The sequence below is a fragment of the Mesorhizobium sp. YR577 genome, from assembly GCF_900116595.1.
Taxonomy (GTDB): Bacteria; Pseudomonadota; Alphaproteobacteria; order Rhizobiales; family Rhizobiaceae; genus Mesorhizobium_M.
The window spans coordinates 73537-87248 of record NZ_FPBI01000015.1; the positions used below are offsets into that span (position 1 = coordinate 73537).

At 61.9% G+C, this 13712-nt stretch carries 14 protein-coding genes; 6 read left to right on the plus strand and 8 right to left on the minus strand.

The features are described from left to right. The gene (locus BM413_RS21320; protein ID WP_091916698.1) at positions 1-900 is read right to left on the minus strand and encodes a LysR substrate-binding domain-containing protein; all 900 of its coding nucleotides are present in this window, start codon (positions 898-900) and stop codon (positions 1-3) included. Positions 901-995: 95 nt separating this feature from the next. On the opposite strand from BM413_RS21320, the gene BM413_RS33205 reads away from it, so the two are divergent. The 3 genes from BM413_RS33205 (at position 996) to thrS (ending at position 3713) form a co-directional block, all read left to right on the plus strand. Beyond that, positions 996-1157 carry a hypothetical protein gene (locus BM413_RS33205; protein WP_162931628.1) on the plus strand — a complete coding sequence of 54 codons (162 nt, stop codon included), beginning with the start codon at positions 996-998 and terminating at the stop codon, positions 1155-1157. A gap of 93 nt (positions 1158-1250) precedes the next feature. Then, a complete protein-coding gene (gene yidD, locus BM413_RS21330; protein WP_091916701.1) occupies positions 1251-1625 on the plus strand; it encodes a membrane protein insertion efficiency factor YidD in 375 nt (124 codons plus the stop codon). Positions 1626-1736: 111 nt separating this feature from the next. Beyond that, entirely contained in the window at positions 1737-3713 is a 1977-nt protein-coding gene (gene thrS / locus BM413_RS21335) for a threonine--tRNA ligase (protein ID WP_175544390.1), read from the plus strand. 90 nt (positions 3714-3803) lie between these two features. Here the strand turns inward: thrS and BM413_RS21340 are convergent, their stop codons facing one another. Continuing rightward, positions 3804-4769, minus strand: a complete 966-nt coding sequence (locus tag BM413_RS21340; RefSeq protein WP_091916855.1) for a hypothetical protein — start codon at positions 4767-4769, stop codon at positions 3804-3806. A 105-nt stretch (positions 4770-4874) separates the two neighbouring features. Here BM413_RS21340 and BM413_RS21345 point away from each other — a divergent pair, with 105 nt between their 5' ends. Then, positions 4875-5459, plus strand: a complete 585-nt coding sequence (locus BM413_RS21345; protein WP_091916705.1) for a nitroreductase family protein — start codon at positions 4875-4877, stop codon at positions 5457-5459. Positions 5460-5464: 5 nt separating this feature from the next. Further along, positions 5465-6073 (plus strand): flavin reductase family protein, encoded by a 609-nt coding sequence (locus BM413_RS21350; protein WP_091916707.1) that lies wholly within the window; start codon positions 5465-5467, stop codon positions 6071-6073. Here the strand turns inward: BM413_RS21350 and BM413_RS21355 are convergent. Together BM413_RS21355 and BM413_RS21360 are read right to left on the minus strand one after the other, a co-directional pair. Continuing rightward, positions 6070-6951, minus strand: coding sequence for an HpcH/HpaI aldolase/citrate lyase family protein (locus tag BM413_RS21355; RefSeq protein WP_091916709.1), 882 nt, complete (start codon positions 6949-6951; stop codon positions 6070-6072). The two genes, BM413_RS21350 and BM413_RS21355, sit on opposite strands and share 4 nt — an antisense overlap. Next, positions 6951-7406 carry a MaoC family dehydratase gene (locus BM413_RS21360; protein WP_091916710.1) on the minus strand — a complete coding sequence of 152 codons (456 nt, stop codon included), beginning with the start codon at positions 7404-7406 and terminating at the stop codon, positions 6951-6953. Before BM413_RS21360 ends, BM413_RS21355 begins: the two co-directional genes overlap by 1 nt. A 154-nt stretch (positions 7407-7560) precedes the next feature. Between BM413_RS21360 and BM413_RS21365 the strand changes: the two genes are divergently transcribed. After that, entirely contained in the window at positions 7561-8682 is a 1122-nt protein-coding gene (locus tag BM413_RS21365) for a DUF2336 domain-containing protein (RefSeq protein WP_091916711.1), read from the plus strand. Positions 8683-8694: 12 nt separating this feature from the next. Here BM413_RS21365 and BM413_RS21370 read toward each other — a convergent pair whose 3' ends face one another. The 4 genes from BM413_RS21370 to BM413_RS21385 form a co-directional block, all read right to left on the minus strand. Continuing rightward, entirely contained in the window at positions 8695-10761 is a 2067-nt protein-coding gene (locus BM413_RS21370) for an FUSC family protein (RefSeq protein WP_091916857.1), read from the minus strand. Positions 10762-10783: 22 nt separating this feature from the next. Beyond that, on the minus strand, positions 10784-12832 hold the full coding sequence (gene parE / locus BM413_RS21375; RefSeq protein WP_091916712.1) for a DNA topoisomerase IV subunit B: 2049 nt from the start codon (positions 12830-12832) through the stop codon (positions 10784-10786). A 231-nt stretch (positions 12833-13063) separates the two neighbouring features. Next, complete coding sequence (locus tag BM413_RS21380; protein ID WP_091916713.1) at positions 13064-13342, minus strand: helix-turn-helix domain-containing protein; 279 nt, start codon at positions 13340-13342, stop codon at positions 13064-13066. Then, positions 13342-13653: a type II toxin-antitoxin system RelE/ParE family toxin gene (locus tag BM413_RS21385; protein ID WP_348272919.1), complete on the minus strand. Its 312-nt coding sequence runs from the start codon at positions 13651-13653 to the stop codon at positions 13342-13344. Before BM413_RS21385 ends, BM413_RS21380 begins: the two co-directional genes overlap by 1 nt. Between the last annotated feature and the right edge of the window lie 59 nt (positions 13654-13712).

Consider the following 13712-nt stretch of genomic DNA (forward strand, 5'->3'; position numbering starts at 1 on the left):
TCACCCCGCCTGCTCGGCTTTCAATTCCCCTTGAATCCAGCTCGCGAAAGCCTGCGCGGCCTCGCTCAGTTCCTTGAAGTCGGGCGCAACGAGCCAGTAGGCGCCATAGGGCACCTCGATCGGGAAGGGCATCACCAGTCTCTTGGCCTGCAGGTCCCGGCTGATCAAAGCGATATCGCCGAGCGCGATGCCGTGTCCCAGCACGGCGGCCTGGGTTGCGAGCGCGGAATCCGTGAAAATCGGACCGCGCTGTGGCGCCATGTCGTGAATGCCCGCTTCCTCGAACCAGCGTGACCAGCCGTTGCGGTTTTCGTCGTGCAGCAAGCTGTGATGACGAAGGTCTCCGGGGGTGAGGAGAGGCGGCCCCGACGCAAGAAGCTCGGGAGACAGGACGGGCGCCACCGAAATGTCGAGCAGGCGCGTGGATTCGGTGCGTGGCCAGGATGTTTCGGTCGCGCTGAACCGGATCGCGATTTGCGCTTCGTGACTGCGGAATTCGATCAAGCGTGGGTCAACGCTCAGCGAGACATCGATATCGGGGCGTAAACGGCTGAAGATATTGAGCCGCGGGACCAGCCAAGTGCCCGCGAAGGACGGTTCGACGCTGACGGCCACCGTCTCATGCGGCAGCGCCTCGCGCAGTTCGGTCAGGCGCCGGTCGATGTTGTCGAAGCTCGTCGTCAACTGTTCCAGCAGGCGCGTGCCATTCTCGGTTAGCGAGACGCGGCGGTGGTGGCGCTCGAACAGCGCATAGCCGGTGAACTGCTCAAGTTCGCGAATTTGCCGGCTGATCGCGGCTTGCGATACGAAAAGCTCTTCCGCCGCCTTGCTGAAGCTCAGCAATCGGCCTGCCACTTCGAAGCTCCGTAGAGCTGTTAGCGGAAGCCGGCCGCGTTTCATTGCATAACCCCAAGTTATCCAAGCGCGAAATTATACTCGTTTGAGGACGAAGTACAGGCGCGGTCTAATCCTTGCGCAACAAGGAGGCTACGGCCATGAACCTTACAAACATCTTCGGCGACGTCATCCGCATCCTGACTTTTCAGACCATGCCGCTGCGTTCCCGGCACGATCGGCCGAGCCGCGAGGAGCATCCGGTCGAAGTGCGTTACCCGGAGCGGCCCGCGCGGCCTGCGCGCAACGACAGCCTCATCTGACTTGCACAGGAGCAGAGGCTCGAAATGGCGGACAGTTGCAAAACAGCGTGGGAAACGACATCTACGGCGCTGATGGAGCGTTGAAATAGGCGGATGAGCCACGATCACCACCATGCGCGCGCGACCGGCCGGGTCGCGCGCGGCAGGAACTGGCCCGGCCCCTGGCGCAAAACGCCGGGCCGGGTTTTCGGCACGTCGCTCATTCGCCTTTACCAGTTCACGCTGTCCGGCTTCGTCGGCAATTCCTGCCGGCACCTTCCGACCTGTTCGGAATATGCCCATGAGGCCATCGCCCGCCACGGCCTGTGGGCGGGCGGCTGGATGGGGTTTTTCCGGGTGATGCGCTGCGGCCCATGGGGCACGCATGGTATCGACCGGGTGCCCGAACGGCTGACGGCGCGGTATCGCTGGTTCACGCCGTGGCGCTACTGGCGCATCGGAAAAATGCTGCAAGATACGCAAACCTGAGAGCTCTCGCCTTTACGGCGCGGCAATCTCCCCCTAAAAGGCCGTCGCTGCCGGACGCATCCGGCAATTTAACCACCCGCGCTCGTTTGCGGGACTGGATAGGAGAATATCATGTCTAACGTTTCCCTCACATTTCCCGATGGCTCCGTGCGCGAATACGACGCGTCGATGACTGGTGCGGCACTTGCCGAATCGATCTCGAAGTCGCTCGCCAAGAAGGCCGTGGCCTATGCCGTCGACGGCACGCTGCGTGATCTTTCCGACCCGCTCGGCAAGTCGGGCAAGGTCGAGATCGTGCTGCGCGACGATCCGCGCGCGCTCGAACTCATCCGCCACGATACGGCGCATGTGCTGGCAGAAGCAGTGCAGGAAATCTGGCCGGGAACGCAGGTCACCATCGGTCCGGTGATCGAGAACGGTTTCTATTACGACTTTGCCCGCAACGAGCCGTTCACGCCCGAGGATTTTCCCGTCATCGAAAAGAAGATGCGCGAGATCATCGGCCGCAACAAGCCTTTCACCAAGGAAGTGTGGTCACGCGACCGGGCAAAACAGGTTTTCCGCGACAAGGGCGAGGCCTACAAGCTCGAACTGATCGACGCCATTCCTGAAGGCGATGACCTGAAGATCTATGCGCAGGGCGACTGGTTCGATCTTTGCCGCGGCCCGCATATGGCATCCACTGGCCAGATTGGCTCGGCCTTCAAGCTGATGAAGGTTGCCGGCGCTTATTGGCGCGGCGATAGCAACAACCCGATGCTGACGCGCATCTATGGCACGGCCTGGGCCGACCAGGCGCAGCTCGACCAGTATATCCACATGCTGGAAGAGGCCGAAAAGCGCGACCATCGCCGCCTTGGCCGCGAAATGGACCTGTTCCATTTCCAGGAAGAGGGGCCGGGCGTCGTCTTCTGGCATGCCAAGGGCTGGAAGATGTTCCAGAACCTCGTCAGCTACATGCGCCGCCGCCTCGACACGCAGGGCTATCAGGAAGTCAACGCGCCGCAGGTGCTCGACAAGTCGCTTTGGGAGACGTCGGGTCACTGGGGCTGGTATCGCGATGCCATGTTCAAGGTCACGGTGGCCGGCGACGACACCGACGATGATCGCGTCTTCGCGCTGAAGCCGATGAACTGCCCGGGCCATGTCCAGATATTCAAGCACGGCCTGAAGTCCTATCGCGATCTTCCGGTAAAGCTTGCCGAATTCGGCAATGTGCACCGCTATGAGCCGTCCGGCGCGCTGCATGGGCTGATGCGCGTGCGAGGCTTCACGCAGGATGATGCGCATATCTTCTGCACCGAAGAGCAGCTTGCCGACGAGTGCCTGCGCATCAACGACCTGATCCTGACGACCTACGCCGATTTCGGCTTCGACGAGATCAGCGTGAAGCTGTCGACACGCCCGGACAAGCGTGTCGGTTCCGACGAGGCATGGGATCATGCCGAGGAAATCATGGGCAATGTGCTGGAGACGATCAGGGCGCGCTCGGGCAATCGCATCAAGACGTCGATCAATCCGGGCGAGGGCGCCTTCTACGGCCCGAAGTTCGAATATGTGCTGAAGGATGCCATCGGCCGCGAATGGCAATGCGGCACCACGCAGGTCGATTTCAACCTGCCGGAACGCTTTGGCGCTTTCTACATCGGCTCGGATTCGGAGAAGAAGCAGCCGGTGATGATCCACCGCGCCATCTGCGGCTCGATGGAGCGGTTCCTCGGCATCCTGATCGAGAACTATTCGGGCCATTTCCCGCTGTGGTTCGCGCCGCTGCAGGTGGTCGTGGCGACGATCACCTCGGACGCCGACGAATATGCGCAGTCCGTGGTCAAGAAGCTGAAGGCTGCCGGCCTGTCGGCCGAAGCCGACCTGCGCAATGAGAAGATCAACTACAAGGTCCGCGAGCATTCGCTGGCCAAGGTTCCGGTCATCCTCGTCTGCGGCAGGCGCGAAGCGGAAGAGGCGACGGTAAACGTCCGCCGGCTCGGCTCGCGTGACCAGACATCGATGACGCTGGACGACGCCGTGGCGGCACTGGCCGAGGAGGCGATCACGCCGGATCGCCGGCGGGCGCTGGCAGAAGGCTAAGGCTATTTGAACGATGCGAAAAAGGCGGGGCATGTGTTTGCCCCGCCTTTCATGATTCCGAAGATTTGACTGTTGGCGGGAACTGACGGATCAGTCCGCCCCGTCGTTCGGGTCGGCAGCATTGGCGTCGTTGGCCAGAACCTCGACATCCTGATTGTGCCCGCCGACGACGGTGAAATCGCGCTGGTAGATGCGGTCGCGATTCTTGGCGACGATGGTGTATTCGCCTTCGGCCAGCACCATCGAAGCGAAAGCGCCCACACTTTCGCGCACCGGGTCGCCTGATCCTGTGAGAACGGACCATGACGTGTCGGCGATCGCTTCGCCGCCTTCGTCACGCACCAGTTTCAATGTCAGCTCGGCGGCACGGTGTTCGACGGTCGCGTCGGTCAGCTTGCCGGCCTCGACGCGGATGTCGGAACGAATCACCGCATTGACCGAGCCATAGGTGGAAACGACGTGATAGACGCCGGCGTTCAGCCGCACGATGGAATTGGGGCTGACATCGGGGATGATCAGCGCACGGTCGCCGTCAGCTCCCGGCTCAGCTTCGTAGATGGAGAAGCGCAGCTTTTCCGGTGGAATGCGCACGCCTCCGGCAAGCACGGCATCGAGCTTCAGGCCGCCTGCATCGAGCACGAGGCTTTCATGCTTTGCTTCGCGGCCGACAGTGATGCGCTTCGTCGCCCCGGCGCGGCCGAACGAGGCATGAACGAGATAGCTGCCGGGCTCCAGCTGGAACATGCTGGTGCCGCCCTGGGCGGAGGCCACCAGCGGCAGCTTGCCGTCCGGGCCGGGTTCCGGCCGGAACACGCGCCAGATCAGCCCGCGGCCGATGTCACCGCTCGCCTCGGTCAGTTTGGCGGCGAGAGTGAGTTGGCCGCCTTCGCCTTGCGCCAGCGATCGGCCGCTATGCGGGGAGGCGTAGCTCGACAGGTCGGGAAGCTTCACGCCCTTCAATGGGTCTGCCTGCTGTGCCATGGCAAGCCCGGATGCCAGTGTGAACACTGAGGCACCAAAGATGAATGCGAAAGGTCGGAGGAAACCGGCGAGCATGGCTTGCTTTGAAGCCCAATGCGGTGGCAATTTCAAGGCATATTCAGCCCAAGCCGCCGTCTGCACTCCGGTCGCTTCAGCCAGCAACATCAGGAGAATGACGCCGTGGCCTCACCGATCATCGATTTCATGTTGAGCAGGGGCTCGGCCCCCATACCCGAACTGCGTGAACCGGCGCCCGGTGACGCCGAGATCGAGACGATGATTCGTATAGCCTCGCGCGTGCCAGACCATGGCCGGCTGGAGCCGTGGCGCTTCATCGTCTATCGCGGCGAGGCACGCCATCGCATCGGCGAAGAACTGGCGGCACTCGCGGAAAAGCGCGAAGGGCCGCTGACGGAAAGCCGACGCAATCAGGAGCTGGCGCGATTCTCGCGTGCGCCGTTGGTCATCGGCGTCGTATCGAGCCCGAAGGAGAACATGAAGATCCCGCAATGGGAGATGTTCCTGTCCGGAGGCGCGGCCGCCATGAACCTCGTCATCGCGGCCAATGCGCTCGGCTACAAGACCAACTGGATCACCAACTGGTATTCGGACACGGAGGAAGGGCGGCGAATTCTGGGTCTTGCCCCGCATGAGCGCGTCGTCGGTTTCATTCATATCGGATCGTTCGACGGCACTGTGCCGGAACGGCCCCGGCCTGATGTGGCCTCGCTCTACGGCGACTATTCCGGTCCCTGGGAGGGCTGAGAGCCTTGTTCTACGAACCGTCGAAAGGGCACGGCCTGCCGCATGATCCGTTCAAGGCGATCGTGGCACCACGCCCCATTGGCTGGATTTCGTCGATCGGGCGCGACGGTTCGCTCAATCTCGCGCCTTATTCCTATTTCAACGCGTTTTCGGCCAATCCCTTCCTCGTCTGGTTTTCATCGGGCGGGGAGAAGGACAGCGCTACGTTTACGGCGGAAACCGGCGAATTCGTCGCCAATCTCGTCGGGCGCGATCATGCCGAGAAGATGAATCTTACAAGCGTGAACGCACCACGCGGCACCAATGAGTTCGACTATGCTGGGCTGGAAATGGTGCCGTCGCAAATGATCAAGCCGCCGCGCGTTGCCGGGGTCCCGGCAGCGCTCGAATGCAAGGTGACCGAGATTTTCAGGCCGAAGGTGCTCGATGGCAGCGATTCGGGCGCGGTGGTGGTCGCTGGCGAGGTGGTTGGCATCTTCATCGATGATGCGTTCCTGACAGACGGTCTGTTTGATATGGTCAAGGCCGGAAATGTTAGCCGGCTTGGCTATATGGATTATTCGGCGATCTCAGAGACTTTCGTCATGCGCCGTCCGCGCTGGGAGAAAGATTAAACCGCGATTTTGGCCGCCTGCGCACGCGCCAGCAACCGCTCGGCGCGGCGCAGATGCGGCATGTCGTACATCTGGCCATCGATGGCGACGACGCCGGGATTGCCGGCGGCCTGGAATGCCTCGATCACGACTCGCGAATGCGCGACCGCCTCGGGCGAGGGGGTGAAGGCTTCGTTGATGACCGGCACCTGCGCCGGATGGATCGCCATCTTGCCAGTAAAACCGTCGCGTTCGGCCTCGATGCATTCGGTGCGGAAGGCATCCATGTCGCGGAAATTCGGAAACACGGTGTCAATTGCGGCCACATCGGCCGAGGAAGCCGCGAGGATCGTCATGGCGCGGGCGAGGCGAAAGACATCTGTGTAGCGGCCATGCTCGTCGCGCGTCGCGCGCGCCCCGACAGCCGCAGAAAGATCCTCCGCGCCCCAGGTCAGGCCGGCAAGGCGTGCGTTTGCGCCGGCATAGCTTGCCGCCGCCAGAACGCCGGCTGCCGTCTCGGTGATGATCGGCAGGATGGCGATGCCGCCATCGGGCAGGTTGTTTTCCGCCTCATAGACACGCAGCTTGACCGCCAGAAGCTGGACATCGGCGCCGTTGTTGGATTTCGGCAGCATGATGCCTGCGGGCTTTGCCGGGACGAGGGCCGAAAGATCGTCGTCGGTCAAGCCGGTCGAAAGATCGTTGACGCGGATATAGACGATGGGACCATCCTGGCCTTGCCTGCCTCGGATGAAATCAGCTGCAATTTGCCGTGCCGCAATCTTGTTCTGCGCCGACACAGAATCTTCGAGATCGACGATGACAACATCGGCTTCCGACGAAAATCCCTTTTCGAGCTTCTTTTCCGAATCGCCGGGAACGAACAGCAGCGAGCGCATCAGGCGGCAGCCTTCTTCAGCATCATCGCCTGGCGGGTGCATTTCGCCACCAGCGCGCCATGCTGGTTGAAGGCACGGTGCTGGAATTCGACGATGCCGCGATCGGGCTTCGATTTTGATTCGCGTACGGAGAGGATTTCGGTCTCGACCCGGATCGTATCGCCATGAAAGACCGGATGCGGAAACACCGTTTCCGTCATGCCGAGATTGCCGGCGGTGGTGCCGAGCGTCGTGTCGTGCACGGAAATGCCGATCATCAGACCGAGCGTGAACAGGGAGTTCACCAGCGGCTTGCCCCATTCGCTTTTGGCGGCGAAGTCGAAGTCGATATGCAGCGGCTGCGGGTTGAGGGTCATGACCGAGAACAGCATGTTGTCGCTCTCGGTGACAGTCTTGGTCAGCGTATGGCGGATGACCTGGCCGACCACGAATTCATTGAGAAACTGTCCCGCCATGATCACATCCTCCATTGCGCGTGGGTTTGATAGTCGCTGCCTGCATCCGCGGCAAGCAGGTTAACGGACATGGTGAACCGTTCGTAAACCATTTCTCCTTAACGTCATTTACGGGGCTGGAAGAATCTTCCGGTGGGAAAATCGAGTGGCGTGAATGATTGTCGGGCATTTCCTGAAATGGATCGATACGGCGCGGGTCGCCGACCGGGCAGCTGCGGCCAGTGCGCTGGCGCGGGCGTATGTCCAGAAGGAATTGCCGTTCGAGGATCGATGCGCCGCAGAGGCCGCACTCACGCTCCTGCTCGACGATCCCTCGGCCAAGGTTCGGCTGGCTATGGCCGAGGCCCTGTCGATGAGCCATCACGCGCCTTTGCAGGTCATCAGCGTTCTGGCCAATGACCAGCCTGAAGTTGCGGGGCTGGTTCTCGCGCGCTCGCCTTTGCTGACCGATAGCGATCTCATCGACCGCGTTGCTTCGGGCCAGAAGGCGACGCAAAAGCTCATCGCCGACCGTCCGTTTGTCTCGATGTCCATATCGGCCGCCATCGCCGAAGTCGGCGAACCTGAGGCTTGCGCGATGCTGCTCGCCAACAGCGGCGCCGATATCGCCTCGCTCAGCTTCCGCCGGATGGCCGAGCGTCACGGCGATCTTGCTCTGGTTCGCGAAGCGCTGATTGCCGATCCGCGCCTGCCGTCCGAATGCCGCCATATGCTGCTGGTCAAGGTTGGCGAGGCGTTGAAGCGCTCGCCGCTCGTTGCCGCACTGATGGGGTCTGCAAGGGCCGAGCGCGTCATGCGCGACGCTTGCGTCAAGGCATCCCTGACGCTGATCGAGAACACGCAGGCCGACGAATTTGCCGCACTGATCGAGCATCTGCGCCTGCGCGGCGATCTTACCGCTAGCTTTCTCATCCGCACCATTGCCCATGGCAAGGTGGACTTCTTCGGCGCCGCGATCGTGGCGCTGACGGAGCAGGCGGAAACACGCATAAGGGCGCTGCTGGCCGGCGGACATGACGTTGCGCTGTCCGCGCTGTTTCGCAAGGCGGGCCTTGCGGCATCGACGCACAAGGTAATCCTGCGGGCGCTGAAGATCTGGCGCGAAGTTGCCAACGGCAAGCGCGTGGCCGGCGTCCAGGAAGTAAGTTGGCTGATGCTCAGGGAATTGGGTGGGCCGTCTGCGCCGGGCGATCTCGCTGGCCTGCTGAAGGCTATCCACATCGAAGCCTTGCGGGACAATGCGCGCGGGCATGCCCTGGCTATCGCCGCAGCCTGAACGATCGCTTCGTCAGTCGGCTGCCTTGCGGAAAAACTGCGGATAATCCTCGATCGCGGCCGCTATGACGCGTAGCGATGCTGCGGCCTGCAAAGTTTCGGCGTTGCTGTTGCCGGCTGCCATTTCGGCCGCGGCTTGGCGGGCACTGTCGATCCACGACGCAAAAGATTGTTTTCCGGGCAATGGCAGAAACACATCGCGTGCGAACTGCCGCAGGAACTTGGTTATCAGGTCCGAGACTTCGTTCGAGATGCCATTTGCCATCTGCAGCTTGCGCAACCGCAGGATTTCCAATCCTACCGTCATGGCCGCAAGACTGCCTTCGAGAACGGTTTCGCCGGCCTGGCCAAGCCGTTGAACCAACGGCAGAATCTGGTTGATCCGATCATAGGCGAGGCTCTCGAAGGCCGAGCGCCTCGGCAGGCGCTCATGCAGGCAGAGCCGTGCGAGATCGTCGCGCATCGCCTTGATCAGCCGAGCGGCCGTGTCCTGCGGTCTCGCCGGCAAAACGACGGCGAACACGGCCATGGCGAGCAGTATGCCGACGAGAATCGAAGCGGTGCTGTTGAAGAACGCCTGCGGCGCATAGACCATGATCTGGTGCGGGTTGAGAAAAGCCAGGAAATTGATGGCAAAGGCAGTCGAAATGCCGACATGCCGGCGGTTTGCCATGCCCAGTGCCGCCACGATCAGAATCGGGGCCGCGAAAAGCACGAACCAGCCGAAACCCGGCAAGGCGGGTAGCGCGACTTGCCCGACCAGAAAAGCAAACGGCGCGGCGAGAAGCGTTCCCTTGAGGAACTCCAGGGCGCTTTCAACCGGCGCCGGGCGTGTTGCGAAGAGGCTCGAAACGACGGCAACGAGAATGGCGACACCGGCGGCGTCCGACCAGCGCGTCGTCATCCAGAACGCGATGACCAGCATTGTCGCAGCACCCGCGCGGATGGCATTTCTCAGTGCCGCGCGACGGTCGCGGTGCACGACAAGGGCAGGCTGCCGCCGATCCCGCGCGCGGCCGGTTGCGGGACTGCGCAGCGCGTCCAGCCCGCGCAGCGTCTCTTTCAGAGAGTCGGCGAATTCGCCGGCAATCGTCAAACGAGCCGCAGCACCAACCTTGTCGCTTCCTTCGCCGGCAGAATCTTCCGGCATGGGCCGTGCCTGGGTCGCGATGGCATCGAGGCGCGCAATCCATGGCTTCGTATCGGCGAGGGCGGTTGAGCCGGAAGCCGTCAAATCGCCGAGCAAGGTCTTCAGCTCATTGCGAACCGGCATCAGGGCGGCATTCAGCGGTGCTGCATGGCCGTGCAGCATGCGCGTGGCCGACAAGGCCGATAGAAGATGGCCGATCGTTCGGCGCACCGGATGGCCGTGGGCGGCAAGGCTTGGCGCCTCGAGCCGCGCATAGGCGCGCATTTCGGCAAGTGCCTGTATGTCGGCAATCAACTTGCGGTGCAGAGCATCCAGCTTCCCTTTTTCGCCCCCGGCAAAGGCACCATTGGCGTAGGCGGAGAGGTCCAGGATGCAGCGCTTCAGCCGGGATATGATCGCGTCGCGCGCCAGTTGTGGCAGAAACAGGCGGCTGGCGATGCCAGCGCAGACGATGCCGAGCATGATTTCCGTGCTGCGGGCGACTGCCAGCTCGACGGCAAGGTGTTCATGCCCGAATGACGGCATGCCGATGATGACGGCGGTGTAGCCGGCAAGGACTGCGCCATAGGCCTCGGGGTTGCGCAGCAGCGAAGATGTGAACGTGCAAAGCCCGATCCACAGCGCCAGGACTGTCACGAAAAGCCAGGGGCTCGATCCGGTGAGCGTCGTGATGGCAACGGCCGCAAGCGCCCCGGCCAGCGTGCCGAGCAGGCGGTAAAATCCCTTGGCCAGCACCATGCCGGCGACCGGCTGGGAAACAATGAACACCGTCATCATCGCCCATTGCGGCTGCTCCAGTTGCAGCGCAAAGGCAATCGACAGCGCAATCAGCCCTGTTACGGTGGTGCGAATGGCGAAAATCCAATCCGCGCGCGTCGGGCGGAGGTTCTCGGGCTTGGGCAGATAGTCCTTGAGGCGCAGCCGGGTCATGAGCATCCCCGACAGCCGTCGGTCAGATATCCAGTTCCTGCGCGTATTCGGCGCGTTCCTGGATGAAGCGGAAGCGCGCTTCGGGCTTGGTACCCATCAGCGCTTCGACCGACAATTTCGTTGCCGCCGCATCGTCCACGACATCGACGCGCAGAAGCGTGCGCTTCTTTGGATCCATCGTCGTTTCCTTGAGCTGGCTCGCCATCATTTCGCCGAGACCCTTGAATCGGCCGAGCTCGATCTTGCCGCGCCCGGTGAACTCCGTTTTCAGAAGCTCGTCCTTATGGGCGTCGTCGCGTGCATAGGCGACCTTGCCGCCCTGGCTGATGCGATAGAGCGGCGGCACCGCCAAGTAGAGATGCCCGCCGCTAATGAGCTGCGGCATTTCCTGATAGAAGAAGGTGATGAGCAGCGAGGCGATATGCGCTCCGTCGACGTCGGCGTCGGTCATGATGATGACGCGGTCGTAACGCAAATCCTCGTCGCGGTATTTCGAACGCGTGCCGCAGCCCAGCGCCTGGATAAGGTCGGAAATCTGCTGGTTTGCCGTCAGCTTGTCGTGGCCGGCGCTGGCGACGTTCAGGATTTTTCCGCGCAACGGCAAAATAGCCTGCATAGCGCGGTCGCGCGCCTGCTTGGCCGAGCCGCCAGCCGAATCGCCTTCGACGATGAAGAGTTCCGCGCCGGCAGCGGCGTTCTGCGTGCAATCAGCAAGTTTGCCGGGGAGGCGCAGCTTGCGCACCGCGCTCTTGCGCGACACTTCCTTTTCCTGGCGGCGGCGGACACGCTCGTCGGCGCGCGCGATCACCCATTCGAGCAGCTTGGAGGCTTCCTGCGGATTGTCGGCGAGCCAATGGTCGAAGGGATCGCGCAGTGCGGTTTCGACGAGGCGCTGCGCCTCGATCGTCGCCAGCCGGTCCTTGGTCTGGCCGACGAATTCCGGCTCGCGGATGAACACCGACAGCATGCCGGCGGCCGAGATCATCACGTCTTCGCTGGTGACGATCGCCGCGCGCTTGTTGCCAGTCAGTTCGGCATAGGCGCGCAGGCCCCGCGTCAGCACGTTGCGGAAACCCGTCTCGTGGGTGCCGCCTTCGCCTGTCGGAATGGTGTTGCAATAGGAGTTCAGGAAACCGTCGCCGCCGTACCAGGTGACAGCCCATTCCATCGAGCCGTGGCCACCCTGGCGGTCGCTCTTGCCCGCAAAGATTTCACGCGTCACCTGGAAATCGTCGCCGAGCGAGGCCTTGAGATAGTCCTTCAGGCCGCCGGGAAAATGCAGGACGGACTTGGCCGGTGTCGGATCCTTGTCCTTGATCAGCAGCGGATCGCAGGTCCAGCGGATCTCGACGCCGCCGAACAGATAGGCCTTTGAGCGGGCCATGCGGTAGAGCCGAGCCGGCTCGAAGGCAGCACCCTTGCCGAAGATATCCGGATCTGGATGAAAGCGGGTTTTCGTGCCGCGCCGGTTGTGGACTTCGCCAAGCGCTTCCAGATCGCCGAGCGGCTTGCCACGCGAAAAGCGCTGGCGGTAAAGCTGACGGCCGCGTGCGACCTCGACCTCGAGATGGTCGGACAGCGCATTGACCACCGAAACGCCGACGCCATGCAGGCCGCCGGAGGTCTCATAGACCTTGGAGTCGAACTTGCCACCCGAATGCAGCGTCGTCATGATGACTTCGAGCGCCGGCCGTTTGTATTTCGGATGCGGGTCGATCGGAATGCCGCGGCCATTGTCGGTGACGGTGAGAAAGCCGTCAGCCGAAAGCTCGACATCGATGAAGGTCGCATGGCCGGCAACGGCTTCGTCCATCGAGTTGTCGATGACTTCGGCAAAGAGGTGGTGCAGCGCCTTCTCGTCCGTGCCGCCGATATACATGCCCGGACGCCGGCGTACCGGCTCCAGCCCTTCCAGCACCTCGATATCGGCCGCGCTATAGCCCTCGCTGCCGTCCTTGGCCGGCTGCGGCGCGCGCTTGGCCGCTGCCTGCACCAGCGGATCGGCCGGGCGCGTCGAGGCAAGCGGCGTCTGCTTGTCGAGATTTCCGAAGAGGTCGTTGCTGTCGTCCATAAGGCGCGGATTTCCAGTGATTCGTCTTGCCTGTCATACTGCCACGCTTTGCCGTCGCAGTGACAGAGGTTCCCGTTCCGTTCAGGGAAATATGCCTGCTTCTATAGGCTTTTGATAACCAAAACCTCAAGAGGATAGTTAACGAATCGAAATCGAACGGATCGTTTAGGGTTACACCTATGTAAAGATCCAACCCTGGCTCGAGGCCTTGCCTGTTAGTAGGGTGAGTTCCTAGTCTGGTATAAGCTCCAGGCGAAGCCGGGTCCCGGTGGCGGCCGCATAACGCTGTAGCGTCGATAGTGTCGGGGAGACGCCGCCGCCCTCAAGCCGGGCTACGGCAGATTGTGTCGTGCCGATCTTTTCAGCCAGTTCTGCTTGGGACAGATGGGCATCATTTCGCGCCCGAATGAGCGCTTCAATGATCGCGTATTCGGCGTCCGCTTCATCATATTCCTTGCGGAAAGCCGGATCTTCCATCCAGCGTTTCTTGAGTTCTGAAATCTTTGTCATCACGTCACTCTTTTCATTCGCTCGCGAGCGAGATGCAGTGCGCTGGGTGGTGTTTTCTGCGACTTCTTGACGAAGACGTGCAGAACTATGACCCGGCGTCCAGTAACGGTTAGATAAATGCCTCTGGCGATGCCGTCAGCCGCCTTTGCGCGAAGCTCCCACAATTTGCCTTCGAGATGTTTCACATGCGGTTCGCGCATGCGATCCAGCCCGATGGTTTCGACCATCTCCATCAACCGAAGCAGCCGTGCTCGCAGAGTTGCAGGTAAAGCCTCAAGCTCGCCATCGACGTCTTCGCCAAGCGTCTCCACCGTCCAGCCCATAGCGCAATATAGCGAATACGCTATGGGCTTTCAACCGGTTCCGGTTC